At 53.5% G+C, this 15,139-nt stretch carries 15 protein-coding genes; 1 reads left to right on the forward strand and 14 read right to left on the reverse strand.

The genetic code is table 11. The features are described 5' to 3' along the window. Nucleotides 1–33: 33 nt before the first annotated feature. The 13 genes from Q0499_RS02125 to glnT all read right to left on the reverse strand — a co-directional run bounded on the left by Q0499_RS02125 (nt 34) and on the right by glnT (nt 13,787). On the reverse strand, nt 34–978 hold the full coding sequence (locus Q0499_RS02125) for a glyoxylate/hydroxypyruvate reductase A (protein ID WP_299195514.1): 945 nt from the start codon (nt 976–978) through the stop codon (nt 34–36). A 46-nt stretch (nt 979–1,024) separates the two neighbouring features. Next, on the reverse strand, nt 1,025–1,270 hold the full coding sequence (locus tag Q0499_RS02130; RefSeq protein WP_299195516.1) for a GlsB/YeaQ/YmgE family stress response membrane protein: 246 nt from the start codon (nt 1,268–1,270) through the stop codon (nt 1,025–1,027). Nucleotides 1,271–1,310: 40 nt separating this feature from the next. Next, nucleotides 1,311–2,105, reverse strand: a complete 795-nt coding sequence (locus Q0499_RS02135) for a hypothetical protein (RefSeq protein ID WP_299195518.1) — start codon at nt 2,103–2,105, stop codon at nt 1,311–1,313. A gap of 204 nt (nt 2,106–2,309) precedes the next feature. Further along, the gene (locus Q0499_RS02140; protein ID WP_299195520.1) at nt 2,310–2,987 is read right to left on the reverse strand and encodes a sarcosine oxidase subunit gamma family protein; all 678 of its coding nucleotides are present in this window, start codon (nt 2,985–2,987) and stop codon (nt 2,310–2,312) included. 2 nt (nt 2,988–2,989) lie between these two features. Continuing rightward, entirely contained in the window at nt 2,990–5,890 is a 2,901-nt protein-coding gene (locus tag Q0499_RS02145) for a 2Fe-2S iron-sulfur cluster-binding protein (protein WP_299195522.1), read from the reverse strand. After that, complete coding sequence (locus Q0499_RS02150; RefSeq protein WP_299195524.1) at nt 5,887–6,204, reverse strand: sarcosine oxidase subunit delta; 318 nt, start codon at nt 6,202–6,204, stop codon at nt 5,887–5,889. The genes Q0499_RS02145 and Q0499_RS02150 overlap by 4 nt, the downstream gene beginning before the upstream one ends. Nucleotides 6,205–6,214: 10 nt before the next feature. Continuing rightward, entirely contained in the window at nt 6,215–7,459 is a 1,245-nt protein-coding gene (locus Q0499_RS02155; protein ID WP_299195526.1) for an FAD-dependent oxidoreductase, read from the reverse strand. Between the two features lie 77 nt (nt 7,460–7,536). Next, nucleotides 7,537–8,400 (reverse strand): bifunctional methylenetetrahydrofolate dehydrogenase/methenyltetrahydrofolate cyclohydrolase FolD, encoded by an 864-nt coding sequence (gene folD, locus Q0499_RS02160; RefSeq protein ID WP_299195528.1) that lies wholly within the window; start codon nt 8,398–8,400, stop codon nt 7,537–7,539. A gap of 9 nt (nt 8,401–8,409) precedes the next feature. Then, nucleotides 8,410–9,279, reverse strand: coding sequence for a formyltetrahydrofolate deformylase (gene purU / locus Q0499_RS02165; RefSeq protein ID WP_299195530.1), 870 nt, complete (start codon nt 9,277–9,279; stop codon nt 8,410–8,412). A gap of 184 nt (nt 9,280–9,463) precedes the next feature. After that, complete coding sequence (locus tag Q0499_RS02170; protein WP_299195532.1) at nt 9,464–10,792, reverse strand: FMN-binding glutamate synthase family protein; 1,329 nt, start codon at nt 10,790–10,792, stop codon at nt 9,464–9,466. Between the two features lie 22 nt (nt 10,793–10,814). Further along, nucleotides 10,815–11,498 (reverse strand): protein glxC, encoded by a 684-nt coding sequence (locus Q0499_RS02175; protein WP_299195534.1) that lies wholly within the window; start codon nt 11,496–11,498, stop codon nt 10,815–10,817. A gap of 11 nt (nt 11,499–11,509) precedes the next feature. After that, complete coding sequence (locus tag Q0499_RS02180; RefSeq protein ID WP_299195536.1) at nt 11,510–12,415, reverse strand: glutamine amidotransferase family protein; 906 nt, start codon at nt 12,413–12,415, stop codon at nt 11,510–11,512. A 40-nt stretch (nt 12,416–12,455) separates the two neighbouring features. After that, a complete protein-coding gene (glnT, locus tag Q0499_RS02185) occupies nt 12,456–13,787 on the reverse strand; it encodes a type III glutamate--ammonia ligase (protein WP_299195539.1) in 1,332 nt (443 codons plus the stop codon). 274 nt (nt 13,788–14,061) lie between these two features. Here glnT and Q0499_RS02190 point away from each other — a divergent pair, with 274 nt between their 5' ends. After that, nucleotides 14,062–14,658, forward strand: a complete 597-nt coding sequence (locus Q0499_RS02190; RefSeq protein ID WP_299195542.1) for an XRE family transcriptional regulator — start codon at nt 14,062–14,064, stop codon at nt 14,656–14,658. Nucleotides 14,659–14,724: 66 nt separating this feature from the next. Here Q0499_RS02190 and Q0499_RS02195 read toward each other — a convergent pair whose 3' ends face one another. Further along, entirely contained in the window at nt 14,725–15,123 is a 399-nt protein-coding gene (locus tag Q0499_RS02195; RefSeq protein WP_299195545.1) for a carboxymuconolactone decarboxylase family protein, read from the reverse strand. Between the last annotated feature and the right edge of the window lie 16 nt (nt 15,124–15,139).

Below are 15,139 nucleotides of genomic sequence, written 5' to 3' on the forward strand. Positions count from 1 at the left end.
GCGCCTATTGTTTGAGGATTAAACGCAACAGCCTTAATAGCCCCGGGCTTTATCGACGCTCTCAGGCATGATGCCCTGCGTCAGATAACGATGGATATTGGCGGCAACAATGCGGCTGGCAGTCGTGACGCTGGTGGGCGCCGAGATATGCGGTAGCAGGGTAATATTGGCATGTCCCCACAACGGCGATTGCGATTGCAGCGGTTCCTGGGCGAACACATCTAACACCGCATGACTGAGCTGCCCCTGATCCAGAGCCGCCAACAGAGCCGATTCAACCACCGTAGCACCGCGGCCAAAGTTGATCAGCGCTGCCCTGGTTTTAACCTGTTGAAAGAACGCCCGGTCCATTAAACCCTGGGTATCAGGGGTAAGCGGCAAAAGATTTACAATGATATCGGCCTGGCTTAGCAGTGCTGATAACGACTGCTCTCCGGTATAACAGGCCACCGACTCAATATGCTTTGCTGAACGACTCCAACCTGACACACGAAAGCCATTATCCACCAGTCGTAAAGCACTGCGCTGCCCCAGGTTGCCCAGTCCCAGCACAGCAATATGCCGATCAGCTGCATCGGTATAGGCGAGCTGCCGCCACTCACTGACAGACTGCTGCTGCCGATACTGAGGCATATCTCGGTGCAGATACATCACCCAGGCCAACACCGCCTCAGACATGGTCTGTGCCAGCTGCGGATCGGTTAGCCGGACAATCTCAAATGGCTGATGTGAAAGGTTAGCCATGATTCCCTCAACTCCGGCCCACACCGAGTGCACCCACTTCAGCTGCGTCAGTTGAGCCACATCATCCACAGCAGGGTTGGCCACCACAGCCACCCCAACCTGGATTTTCTCCACTGCACTAAGCTGTGAAAAAAGACGCATATCGCAATCTGGCAGCTGTGCCGCCAACGCTGCGCACCACTGTTCAGCCTCATAATCATCAAGCTGATGGACAAAGGGGATCAGTGGGCGCATGCGGATATCCTGATAAGCTCGATGATGGATGACTGAATGGGCAACTTTACTTCAGTTGTTTGTAGGCAAATAGCAGAATAAACGCACCTACCGTTGCGGTCGCAATACTGCCAAGGCTAAGCCCATTGAGCGTGCCAAAACCGATCAGATTACCCAGATAACCACCCACAAAGGCACCGGCAATACCCAGCAGCGTGGTAATAATAAAACCACCGCCATCTTTACCCGGCATAATCCACTTTGCCAGTATACCCGCCACTAAACCTAAGATAATCCAGGACAGAATCCCCATTGCCACACCCCTTTTCAGTTTCCGAAACTATTATAAAAGATCAGTTTATCTTAAACCGCAACAAAATTTCTCCATATTTTTCATACGCTAAGGAAAAATCCACATCAGGTTGCAGTTCCAAAACACCCGCATAAGAACTGGTGATCACTAGCTGCCCCGCTTTAATATCGATGCCCCGCTGGGTGAGAAAGTTGACCATCCAGAACAGGGGTAACTGTGGATAGATACTGGGGTGCTTGCCGGCTATTTGTCGGCATCCTTCGTCCAGCGAAGCGTCGGTGAGTACAAATCGAATCTCTGACGCTGCACAGGCCTGTTCAACTGTGATTTGCGGGCCAACAAACAGCCCCTGATTAAACAGACAGTCCGCCAGATGTTCCAGATAACTGACCGAGTCGGGCTCAGCATAGCGACTGAGAATCAACTCCAGCGCCAGATGTGCTCCGGACATGGCATTGAGAATCTCCGCTTCGCTATAAGGCTCACCTCTATGGGGCAGATCATGCCCGAAGCGAAATGCGATCTCCGGCTCAATTTTGCACACCCCCTGATCTGGCTGAATCGGACAGGGTGAGCCGGTGTAGAGAGTGCTGCTAAAAATCGGTGCAATCACCGGGACATTTTCCAGCCCATCAATAGCGATAGGCAAGGCACACTTCCAGCCGCCGACCCCCTGCCCGGCTAACGCCATCTGTTGAATCAGTGATTGCTGAATCGCCAACGCCTCCTCGACTGTTGCAGGACGTTGTTCAGAAGGTAACGGGCCGGTAATCTGCTGATTAAGACGCCGGGTTAACAGTGCCTGCGCGGCAGCCTCAATATCGGTTTGTTGCATCAATGGTTCGCATCCTGATAAGCCCAGTGAAAGCGCTAACTTTACCTCAAAGTCTGACAATAGGAACGGTTAGAAAGCGAAAAATGGCGGGATATAAAAAAACCAGTGGCATCGGAGGAGATGCCAGCCGGTTTTTGGGGTGATGGAAATGTTAAACAGGGCTTTTAATGAGCGTTTTGAACTGTCCCTGCTCGTTAATCTTGTTTATTCATCAGCGACCAGCAGCAGATTTTGTCCCGCAGGTGCACCATCAAATTCAGCCATCGCATCCAGCAGCGCTTCCCAAAGGTATCCCGCTGACGCACTGTCACTGAAGATTGAATAGACGGTTTTTCCTGCCATCTGATGATGACAGATAATGCCGCCCACCCGGGCCAGCGAAGTCATCACCAGATCACCGGGGGCAAAGCTTTCCTCTCGCAGATCGACCGCGCAGACTTTGGCCATGATATCCGCCAGATTCTCGCCCGCCAGCGCCAGCCAGGTATAGCTGTCGTGACAGTAGACCGGGTAGATACCGGGGCCGTTCAGCTGTTGCTGTAGTGCGTCCAGATCGAGGTCGGCGGAGGCTCCTGGCAATGCCAGCACCCAGTACTCGGTGCGTCCTAAGCGCAACACCATGACGCCCTCGTCGGAGACTGTCAGGGTGTTTGGCTGTTGCGGATGCAACAGTCCTGAAGCCAGCAGCGCTTCTTCCGCATTTGGGCCACGCAGACCGATACGCGGGCGCACCGACAGATCGATCAGGCCGGTGGTCGGATCCCCCTGTTGCGCATAGCTGAGCACCTGGGCAGCACCTGCCACTTCGGCAAACTCCGCCTGCTGATGAGTACGATAGATAAAGCTACGGCTGTTAAACAGTTCAGGTTTAATCACAGTCATGGTCACATCTCCTGTCTCAGGTTGTCAGGATCGTAGAACGGCAGCTTGACGACATCTGCCAGAATCTCTTCACCATCAACCCGAATACTGATTTTCGAGCCGGGCTCACTGTCAGCGATATCCGCGAACGCCAGACCGATAATCGACTGACTGGCCGACGAGTACTCACAGGAGGTCACGTTACCGGCGATCTTATCCCCTTTCAGCACCAGATGGCCCTCTTCCGGCTTAGTGCTGTCAGGCGGTAGTGTAAAGCCAACCAGTTTGCGGGTTTGTGGTTGCGCCATAACGATATCCACCGAACGACAGCCAACAAAGAACGGTTTCTTGCGGTTCACCGCCCAGGCCATATCCAGCTCGCCGGGATGACTCATACCGTCGGTATCCTGGCTGACAATCAGATGGCCCTTTTCCAGTCGCAGCAAGCGCTGGGTTTCGACCCCGAACGGTCGGATATCAAAGGCTTTACCCGCCGCCATCAGTGCATCCCAGAGCGCTTCGCCATAGCGGGTTGGCACATGGATCTCATACCCCAGCTCACCGACAAAGCCGACCCGCAGCAATCGTGCAGGAATACCGGCCACCTTGCCTTCGCGATAGGCCAGATAGGGGAACGCTTCCGGGCTCAGATCAACATCGTCCACCAGCGTCTCCAACACTTTACGGGAATCTGGGCCCGCCAGGTTGACCGCAGCAAAGGCCGAAGTGACATGAAGAATATCTACCTGCAGACGCCATTGGGCGTTCCACTTAGTCATCTCCCGATAAACCCGCTCGACACCACTGGTGGTGGCCGTGACATAGAAGTGATCTTCAGCGATGCGACAAGCAACACCGTCATCGATCACTACACCATGCTCATTGGTCATCACCGCATAACGGGTTCTGCCTACCGGTTGTTTCAAAAAGGCAAAGGTGTAGATACGGTTCATAAGCTCGGCGGCATCCGGGCCACGCACCTCGATGCCACCCAGGGTACTGACATCGATCAGGCCCACTTTGGCACGCACATGCTCTGCCTCTTCGCGAATCCAGCGATCCCGTTGCGCGGCATCACCATAATAGGCAGGCCGACGCCAGTTGCCCGCCGGAATCATCTTCGCACCCAGCTCCAGATGACGATGATGCATCGCCGTGTGTCGCCGTGGGTCAAAGATACGCCCCGCCAGATGCGCCAGTTTTTCCGGGGCAAAGGGTGGCCGTGCGGTTGTTACACCGGTTTGAGTCACCGTGCGATCAGTTGATTTCGCCACCAGACGAGCGGTTGGCAGTGCCGAGTGACGGCCCTGTGATGGCCCCATACCGACAGTAGAGAAACGCTTAACCAGCTGTACATCGCGGTAGCCCAGCCGGGTCGCATTGACGATATCTTTAGCTTGCAGATCCTCATCGTAATCGACAAACTCTTTGCCTTTAGGGTGGCTGAAGATCGGCCAGCCGAAGTTAGGTTTGGCCTGACAATTAAGCTCGGTTTCCGCTTCATCACTCAATTCCAAATTGCGCAGCGCACGGATCGCCGCGTTAGCGCCATCGGTAAGTACGGCATCCAGTGTATGTAAACCGTTAACAGAACCGGCAATATGCACGCCCTGCGGCAGGCCAGACAGTTTGAACTCTGCCAGCTCATCTTTGTAGCTCAGCTGAGCACCGGCCTGGCACAGCAGTTGATACGCCGGCATATAACCCGCAGACATACACAGCAGATCACAATCCAGCAGGGTCGCCATTTCGCTCACCTCACCCTCAGCAACAATGCTGCGGATATCGACGCCACGAATATGTTTATTACCTTTGGTGGGTAACGCTTCATAGACGGTGCTGTTCTGGATAACCTGCACCCCTTTTTGTTTCACTGCCCCTAACAGTTCCGGCCAGGGGTGTTCCTTACGCAGGTCTACAATCGCGGCAACCGAGACACCGTTGGCCAGCAATTCCAGAGCTGTGAGATAGCCATCATCATTACCGGTCAACACCACCGCGGTGCTACCGGGCTTAACCCCGTAGAGTTTCATCAGCCGCGTCGCCGCGCTACAGAGCATAATGCCGGGCAAGTCATTATTACGGAACACCACATGCTGCTCATAGGAACCGGATGCAACGATGCACTCCTTAGCCCGCAGCTTATACATCCGTTTGCCCTTAATCAGTGGCAGATAGTTCTCGGTAAACCAGGCGTTACAGACGGCGTCGGTCATCACCTCAATATTGCTGTGGGCGGTGACTTTTTCGATCAGTTGCTGACGCAGGTTATCCGCCTGCAGACCGTCAATATCGAAACGGTTATAGGTCAGCGCACCACCCAGCAGCGGCATCTCTTCGACTAATAACACTTTGGCACCGGCATCAGCGGCTTTCAGTGCAGCACTCATCCCCGCCGGGCCAGAGCCAATGACAACGACATCGGTGAACAGGTATTTTTTGTCGTAGTATTCCGGCTTAAACTCAAGGTCCAGCTTTCCCAGACCCGCTTTCTCGCGGATAAAGCTTTCCCACTTGTCCCACACCCCCATCGGTTTGAAGAAGCTGCGGTAATAGAAGCCGACCGGCATAAAACGGCCAAAGTGTCCCAGATAGGCATCTTTGTCCCCTTCCAGGGTGCCATTATAGTTCTGCCCCTCGACACTGATCCCTTCACGGATCATCTCGCGGTCAGCCAGCACATTGGGTTCTCCGCCCAGCTGCACTAAAGTGTTCGCATCCTGACCCGCCATTGTCAGCGGTGCACGGGGACGGTGATATTTAAACGAACGCGACATCAGCCACTGCTGGTTTGCCAGCAATGCACTGGCGATGCTGTCGCCTTCAAAACCTCGGTATTGCTTACCTTCAAAGCTGAACGACAGCGGTTTTTCCCGATCGATCAGCAACCCCATCGGGGCTTTAAGGCGCATCTCGCTGCTCATGCTTTTATCTCCTCAGGCTGACCACTCTCAACTTTCTCGGCAAAGTCGACCCTGTGAGTGAAAATTTCAGAGGGGTCATAGGTACGCAAAATCTCATCGCTGCCGGTATGACGCTCGGCAATAAACCAATAACCGGACGGCGCATGCAGCCACCACTCGGTGATCACACCGATCTGGTTATCGCTATAAAACACGTAATCTGCCCACTCTTTATCGGTGCAGTTGTTCGGGTCTGGCATCTGACGCAGCTCGCCACCGTGGACAAATTCACTGCTGTTTCGGGGTCCGTTCAGCGGACAATTAATAATTTTCATTGCAGATTCCTCAGTGACTGGCCGCCGTAGCGCCCATCTCATTAACCTGACGGAAACTATCAAACCGCGCCATAGAGAACGGTTCGATCAGTTCAGGAACCCTGCCCGTCGCCACTAGCTCAGCCATGGTTTTGCCGCAGATCGGTGTTGATTTAAAGCCCCAGGTGCCCCACCCCGCATCCAGATAGTAGTTATCAACCGGGCTCAACCCCATAATGGGACTGTAATCAGAGGTCATATCGGTCAGGCCGCCCCACTGGCGCATCAATCGCATATTGGCCATAAAAGGAAACAACTCAACCGCATGGGCCAGCAGACTCTCTTTCAGGTCCATCGTGGAGCGGGTGCTGTACAGTGGATATGGGTCAGAGCCGCCACCAAATACCAGTTCGCCCCGACCGGTTTGCTGCACATAACAGTGCAGTGCCGGTGAGCTCACCAGCGGATCAAGGAACGGCTTAACCGGCTGAGTCACCATCGCCTGTAGCGGATAGGTGGTGATTGGCATACGGATACCCGCCATCGCGGCCACCACTGAACTCATACCGGCCACCGCCTGCACCACACAACCACAGCTGACTTTGCCGCGGTTGGTGTCTACCGAGGTCACCTTGCCATGCTCGACATTGACACCGGTGACTTCGGTCAGCTGATGCAGTTCCACACCGCGCTGCGTAGCCCCTTTTGCATAGCCCCAGGCCACCGCATCATGACGCGCGGTAGCGCCATCCATATGCCACAGACCTGCCAATACCGGCTGATCTGCTGGGTTCATATTCAGGGTGGGCACCAGCTCACGAATCTGTTGTGGATCGATCAGTTCGGTTTTACCACCGAAATGTTTATTCACTTCGGTGCGCTGCCTGAAGCCCCGCACCGCCGCATCGGAGTGCGCCAGCGTCAGCTGCCCCCGACGGGAATACATAATGTTGAAATCGAATTCGTTGGACAGTTCCTGAAACAGTTTGACTGATTCGCTGTAGAACTTTACCCCTTCAGAGGTCAGATAGTTGGAGCGGATTACCGCGGTGTTCCGGGCGGTGTTACCACCGCCCAGATAGCCTTTCTCCAGCACCGCGACATTGGTAATACCGTGGTATTTGGCCAGATAATACGCAGTCGCTATACCGTGACCGCCACCGCCGATAATCACTACATCGTAGTGAGGCTTCAGCGCCGACGGTGCCGGCAGATCCGCATTCTTTTCAAACGGGTAGTCTTTATTCAGACCGTATTTCAGTAACGAGAAAGGCATTAACCTCTCCTCCATTCAATGTCGCATCTTCTGAATTGACTCACAGGCGATTTCGCATAGGCCTGTTCATGAGACGCTTATTCAGAAACCTGTTTACGTGCCGCAGTCAGGGTGTTTTTCATCAGGCAGGCGATGGTCATCGGTCCGACACCGCCGGGTACCGGAGAGATCGCAGCGGCAACCTCTGCCGCTTCGCTGAATGCCACATCACCTACCAGGCGTCGCTTGCCACCTTGCTCTACCGCGTTGATACCCACGTCGATCACCGTTGCACCCGGTTTCACCCAGCTGCCTTTGATCATCTCCGGACGCCCTACCGCAGCCACAAGAATATCCCCCTGCCGACAGATCGCTTCGATATCCCGGGAGCGGGAATGAACAATCGTTACCGTGCAGTTGGCCTGCAGTAGCAGGGCTGCCATCGGCTTACCGACGATATTAGAGCGTCCCACGACCACCGCGTGTTTACCTGACAGATCACCCAGCGTCTTTTCCAACATGATCATGCAGCCCATCGGCGTGCAGGGAATCAGATCAGCATCACCGGAAGCCAGTGCGCCAACGTTGAGCGGGTGAAACCCATCAACATCTTTTTCCGGCGCAATCAGACGGATGATTTCCGGTTCACTGAGCTGTTGCGGCAACGGCAGCTGCACCAGAATTCCATGGACCGACGGGTCATTGTTCAGTTGTTCTACCAGGGCATTCAACTCTGCCTGATCGGTATCTGCAGCTAAGCGATGCTCAGTAGAGTTAAACCCTGCAGCAGTGGCCTGCTTCACTTTATTGCGCACATACACATGGCTGGCGGGATCATCACCCACCAGCACCACCGCCAGACCCGGTGTCACGCCAAACTCAGCGATAAACTGACGGGTGTCCAGAGCCAGCTGTTCCACCACCGAGGCGGAGATTTTTTTTCCATCGATTAAACGGGTCATATTCAGTACCTATTTAAAAACAACGGTCTTATTACCATCCTGGAACACGCGACGCTCGGTGTGCAGTTTCACCGCCCGGGCCAGCGCCACGGTTTCGGTATCACGGCCAACGGCAACCAAGGCATCAGCGGTAAAGGTATGGTCTACCAACTGTACTGACTGCTCGATAATCGGGCCTTCATCCAGATCAGAGGTCACATAGTGTGCCGTTGCACCGATCAGCTTAACGCCGCGGGCATGCGCCTGATGGTAAGGCTTGGCACCCTTGAAACCGGGCAGGAATGAGTGGTGGATGTTGATCGCCCGACCACTCAGTTGCTGACACAGGCCGTCACTGAGAATCTGCATGTAGCGCGCCAGCACAATCAGTTCAGAACCGGTCTCTTCGACAATCTCCATCAGCGCCGCTTCCTGCTCCAGCTTGTTCTCTTTGGTCACCGGCAGGTGGATAAAGCGGATCCCTTCGCGCTCAGCCATTGGCCGCAAATCTTTATGGTTGGATACAATTGCGGTGATCTCCATATTGATCTCGCCCTTGTGCAGCCGATACAGAAGGTCATCCAGACAGTGATCAAACTTGCTCACCATAATCAGGGTTTTCATCGGTGCTTTAACCGACACCATTTCCCAGGTCATATCAAAGCTGGCAGCGACTTCAGGAAACTCACTCTGCAAATCACTGATCAGATAACCACCGCTCTCGACATGGAAACGGGCACGCATGAAGAAGTTACCGCTGTCCTCATCATCAAACTGTGCCAGTTCGCTGATATAACAGCCACGTTCGGCTAGAAAAGTCGTCACCTTAGCAACGATACCGCTACCAGCAACACAGCTGGCTCTTAATACAATCTCATTATCTGCTTCGTGCTTACTCATGATTACAGACTCCATAGTCTCCGATTCGTTATTCATCTGTTCAGGCAAAGGGGATCCATTCACAGGATGCTGATGCATCCTGTGCGGATTCTGCTTTCAGTTATTAAGTTCTTAAAAAAGCTCTTAAGAAAGCTCTTAAGGAAAGCTCTTTAGTAACGCTGAACCGCGTTTTTAGTCACGCCTCTTAGTATCCCTTGCCCGGAATCCAGTTGGTTCCCGCCAGTGGTACATTCGCCATTGCGGCAGACTCAACGGTCAGGGCGACCAGATCTTCCGGTTCCAGGTTACGCAGATCATTCTTACCGCAGGCCCGGGCCAGGGTCTGTGCTTCCAGGGTCAGTACGTTGAGATAGTTCGCCAGACGACGACCCCCTTCAACCGGGTCAAGACGTTTCATCAGCTCAGGGTCCTGAGTAGAGATACCCGCCGGGTCTTTACCCTCATGGTAATCATCATAGAAACCTGCCGCCGAACCGATCTTCTTGTACTCCTCTTCGTACATAGGATGGTTACAACCCAGCGCCACCAGTGCCGCAGTACCGATAGCCACCGCATCCGCGCCCAGCGCCATACACTTGGCCACGTCAGCACCGTTACGGATTCCGCCAGAGACGATCAGCTGGACTTTACGATGCATGCCCATCTCCTGCAGTGCACGCACCGCCTGAGGAATTGCCGCCAGTGTCGGAATACCCACGTGTTCGATAAATACATCCTGGGTTGCCGCCGTCCCGCCCTGCATCCCGTCAACGACGATCACATCAGCGCCGGCTTTGACCGCCAGTTTGACATCGTAGTAGGTACGGGTAGCGCCCACTTTGATATAGATCGGCACCTGCCAGTCGGTAATTTCGCGCAGTTCCTGAATCTTGATCGCCAGATCATCAGGGCCGGTCCAGTCCGGATGACGACAGGCGGAACGCTGATCCACACCCATCGGCAGAGTCCGCATTTTTGCCACCCGGTCAGTAATCTTCTGACCCAGCAACATACCGCCACCGCCAGGCTTGGCACCCTGCCCCAGCACCACTTCGATGGCATCCGCTTTACGCAAGTCATCGGGGTTCATTCCGTAACGGGATGGCAGGTACTGATACACCAGTTTGCTTGACTGACCACGCTCTTCGGGGGTCATACCACCATCACCGGTGGTGGTTGAGGTGCCCATCAGCGATGCACCACGGCCCAATGCTTCTTTAGCATTGGCTGACAGCGCACCGAAACTCATCCCGGCGATAGTGACCGGAATATCCAGCACAATCGGTTTTTTGGCAAACCGGTCACCCAGGGTCACTGAGGTATTACATTTTTCGCGGTAGCCTTCCAGCGGGTAGCGGGACATACTCGCGCCCAGGAACAGCAGGTCATCAAAATGCGGCAGCTTACGCTTAGCACCAAAACCACGGATATCGTAGATACCGGTCTCAGCCGCACGGCGGATTTCCGTCATCGTGATGCGGTCAAATGTTGCTGACTCGCGCAGACCATCTTTAACTTTAATATCTTCACTCATCGTCTTGTCCTCGAAATCAGCCTTAGTAAGCGGAAGTGTTATCCACTTTAAAGTTGTATAACTGGCGAGCAGAACCGTAGCGTTTAAACGCCGTTGGATCTTCATCAACGCCAGCACGGTTGAGCAGCTCAGTCAGCTCTTCGATATGCTCCTCGCGCATCTCTTTGGCGATACAATCAGCACCCAGAGATTTCACTTCGCCTTTCACATAGATATGGGTTTCGTACAGAGAATCACCCAGCGCATCGCCCGCATCACCACAGACAACCAAAGATCCGGCCTGCCCCATAAAACAGCTCATGTGGCCAACGTTACCCTTCACCACGATATCCACCCCTTTCATGGAGATACCACAGCGCGCCGCCGCATTGCCTTCGATGACCAGTAAGCCACCGTGAGCCGTTGCACCGGCAGCCTGAGAGGCATCGCCTTTCACCCGTACGCTACCGGACATCATGTTTTCCGCCACACCCTGGCCGGCATTGCCGTGAATGGTGATGTGCGCTTTTTTGTTCATACCGGCGCAGTAATAGCCGGTCGGGCCTTTAATATCGACAGAGATATTCTGATCCAGACCGCAGGCAATGTTGTGCTGGCCTTTAGGTTCGAGTACTTCCCATTCGCGCTCGGTACACTCAATCGCCTGATCGTGCAGCGCCTGGTTAAGGTCGCGTACTGTCTGTTCGGATAAATTAATCGTTTTCATCATTCTGCTCCTTAATGGCTGCTGCGTTCCCAAACGTAGATAGTGGCTGGCTCTGGTTCCCAGATTCTGGCGTTTTCAATGCCCGGCAGGGTTGTCAGTGCCTGATACTCAGAGGCCATGGCAACATAGTCGTCAGTCTCAGCCATTACTGCAGGTTTACAGGCGATCGGATCACGTAGTACCGCAAAGCCATCGCGGGTACCGATAGTAAAGGTGAAGAAACCATCCAGATCCTTCAGTGAATTGGTCAGCGCTTCGTTCAGGGTATCGCCCTGCTGCAGACGCCAGGTCAGATAACCCGCCGCCACTTCTGAATCGTTTTCGGTTTCAAACACAATCCCTTCGCGTTTCAGGTTTTCCCGCAGACGGTTGTGGTTTGACAGTGAACCGTTGTGTACCAGACAGAGGTCCATACCGGTTGAGAACGGATGGCTGCCCTCCATGGTGACCGCAGATTCAGTCGCCATACGGGTATGGCCAATAATATGACTACCCTTCATCCCTTTCAGGTTGAAGGTCTCAGCGATATTCACCGGCAGACCCACCTCTTTAAGAATCTCAATCGACTGGCCCGCACTGAGGATCAACACCTCAGGTGCGGCTTTAGCGATAAACGCTTCAGCGATAGCCGCACTGGACTGAATTTTAAAGACCGCCACTTTGCTGTTTTTAAACCACTCAACAGCGGTATTCAGCTCAGCCTTGGCGCTGTCAGCCAGCGCAGCCCAGTCATAGTTTTCATCCGCATGACGCAGGGTCAGCTTGATGCTGCCGTCTGCCACTTCATCGCCGTAGATAGCGAAACCGGCACTGTCCGGACCACGATCCGTCATGGCGATCAGCATCGGTTCAAACAGCGCCCCCAGCTGACTTTCCAGAGCCTTGTTCTTCAGGTAAAGGCCAACAATTCCACACATAGTTATGTCCTCTTAAATCGACAATGTAAGCCTTCCGGGCTTAGAAGAATTCTGCGTAACGGTTGATTTCCCAGTCGGACACATGCCGGCTGTAATCGATCCACTCATCGCGTTTAATTTTGATAAATTCAGACACAATCTCTTTACCCATCCGCTCTGTCAAAACAGTGTCAGCTTCAAGGGCGGTGATGGCGTCATTCAGGTTCTGTGGCAGGATCTCAATGCCTTTTTCCTTACGTTGCGCTTCTGTCAGGGCATACAGGTTGATGTTCTCAGGCTTACCCGGGTCCAGCTCACGCTCGATACCATCGAGACCCGCAGCGATAATCGCGGCGTGAACCAGGTAAGGGTTACAACCGGAATCCGGCAGGCGGAACTCAAGGCGGCCATAAGGTACACGCACCATCGCCGAACGGTTGTTGTCACCATAGGCAATGTAGGCAGGTGCCCAGGTCGCACCGGACGCGGAACCGCCCACCACCAGACGTTTGTAAGAGTTGACCGTTGGCGCTGCAAACGCACACAGCGCCTTCGCGTGGTGCAGCAGACCCGCAGTGAAGTGGTAGGCCATTTTCGAGAGGCCCATACCATTCACATCGCTGTCGTCGTTGAACAGGTTTTTACCACTGTCATCGCAAATCGACAGGTGAAAGTGCATTCCATTACCGGTGCGATTGGAGGCAGGCTTTGGCATAAAGGAACAGACCATCCCCATATCATTGGCGATCTCACCGGCGGCCATACGCACAAAGGTGAAACGGTCGGCAGATTCCAGTGCGTTACCGTAGGTGTAGTTGATCTCAAACTGACCGTTAGCATCTTCGTGGTCGATCTGATAAACATCGAAATCCACCGCCTGTAGAGATTCAACCAGAGTTTCCAGAAACGCCCGTGAACGGGACAAGCCTTTGTAGTCATAGCAAGGCTTAGCCAGCGTATCGGTATCATCGACGGTCTTCAGGCCGCCATTGCTATCCCGTTCGAAGAGATAAAATTCCGGCTCAAGCCCGGTGTTCAGCGTCCAGCCTTTATCTTCCAGCAGTTTCAACTGACGTTTCAGCACCACCCGGCTGTCATACGGGTGAGGGGCACCGTTGACGTAACCTTCACAGACAATACGCGCATAACCCGGCTGCCAGGGCACCGCCGACAACGTACTGAGATCACCCCGGGCCATGAAGTCAGGGCCATGCGGCTCCATCCCCATACCCCATACAGCGAAGCCAGCAAAACCTGCACCGGTTTCAACAACATCCATCAGGCAGTTCGCCGGCACTGATTTAGTTTTGGCTACACCGTGGATATCAACAAACTGAGCCAGTACATATTTAATGTCGTTATCCGCAATAAACTTTTCTGAATCCTGTGGCATGATAGCCCTCCGTCTGATGCTAAGCCCTGCTCTGATAAGGAGCAGATCTATAAATTTCTTAACAGTAATTTTTTATGCTTATAGAGAAAGCAACCCCTGTGCCAGAAAAGTTCTTTTTATGAATATTTATTTCCTGAGAGGATAACTTGTTGATTTGTATGGATCTGGTAAAAAAAAATTCTTTGTGGGAATATACGGGGTATCAGAAATAGTCACAGGCCGCATGGACAGGCGCACAAAGCTGGTTCACAGCGCCCCAAGAAAGGGCAATCAGATGGCAGAAAATAAAGGTCAGAAGTTCGAACTCGATCACTACATCGGTATGAAAGTAAAAAAAGCCCGTCAGGAAGAGGGATTGAAAATAACCGATGTGGCACGTATCTCCGGCATCAGTCAGGGGATGGTCAGTAAGATAGAGAATGCCCAGGTATCCACCAGTCTGGAAACCCTGAGCCGACTCTGTTCAGCGCTGGGAATGCCGATCTCCAAACTGTTTAATGATTTTGACCGGCCCGACGGTGGTGCACAATTCACCAAATCCGGAACCGGGCTGGAAGTGGTTCGACGCGGAACCGAGAAAGGCCACACCTACCAACTGCTCACCTATCAGCGTGGCGGTAAGAAATCCTTCGAACCCTTTCTGATTACCATGGATGACCTTGCTGAAGTATTTCCCACCTTCTCCCATCCCGGAGAAGAGTTTATCCATATCGTCAGTGGCAAGATCGTCTACCGCCACGGCAATCACCTTTATAATATGGAAGCCGGCGACAGCCTGACCTTTGATGCCGAGATCCCCCATGGCCCGGAAGAGCTGCTGGAGGTGCCGATCAAACTACTTTCGATTATTCATTATGATGATAAAAGTTGAGAGTGACTGAGCGGCTGCCTGAACACAGATAAAGAGAGGCCCCGCAATACCGCGGGGCCTGTCACTCTATTTGGCCGCTGTTTCCTGAACCAACCCTCGAGTAAGAAAAACCTCTTTGGCGACAAACATACCGTTTAAGGCCGCGGGGAAACCGGCGTACACCGCCATCTGCAGTATCACCTCAATAACCTCCTCAGGCGAACAACCGACATTCAGTGCACCATTAATATGAACGGCTAACTGTGGCGCACAGTTACCCAGCGCCGTCAGTGCAGCAACGGTGCCAATCTCCCGTGATTTCAGATCCAGTCCCGGGCGTTGATAGATATCGCCAAACGGAAATTCAATAGTGTAGCGAGCCAGATCGGGACAGATAGCCTGCAGGCTATCAATCACCTTTTGCCCGGCGTCACCATCGATCTCAGTGAGTTTTGCTAAACCTGTTTCATATCGCGTTAAAGCCATTTCCGTTGCTCCTGTA

This window comes from uncultured Amphritea sp. (assembly GCF_937127095.1).
In the GTDB taxonomy this organism is placed as follows: Bacteria; Pseudomonadota; Gammaproteobacteria; order Pseudomonadales; family Balneatricaceae; genus Amphritea.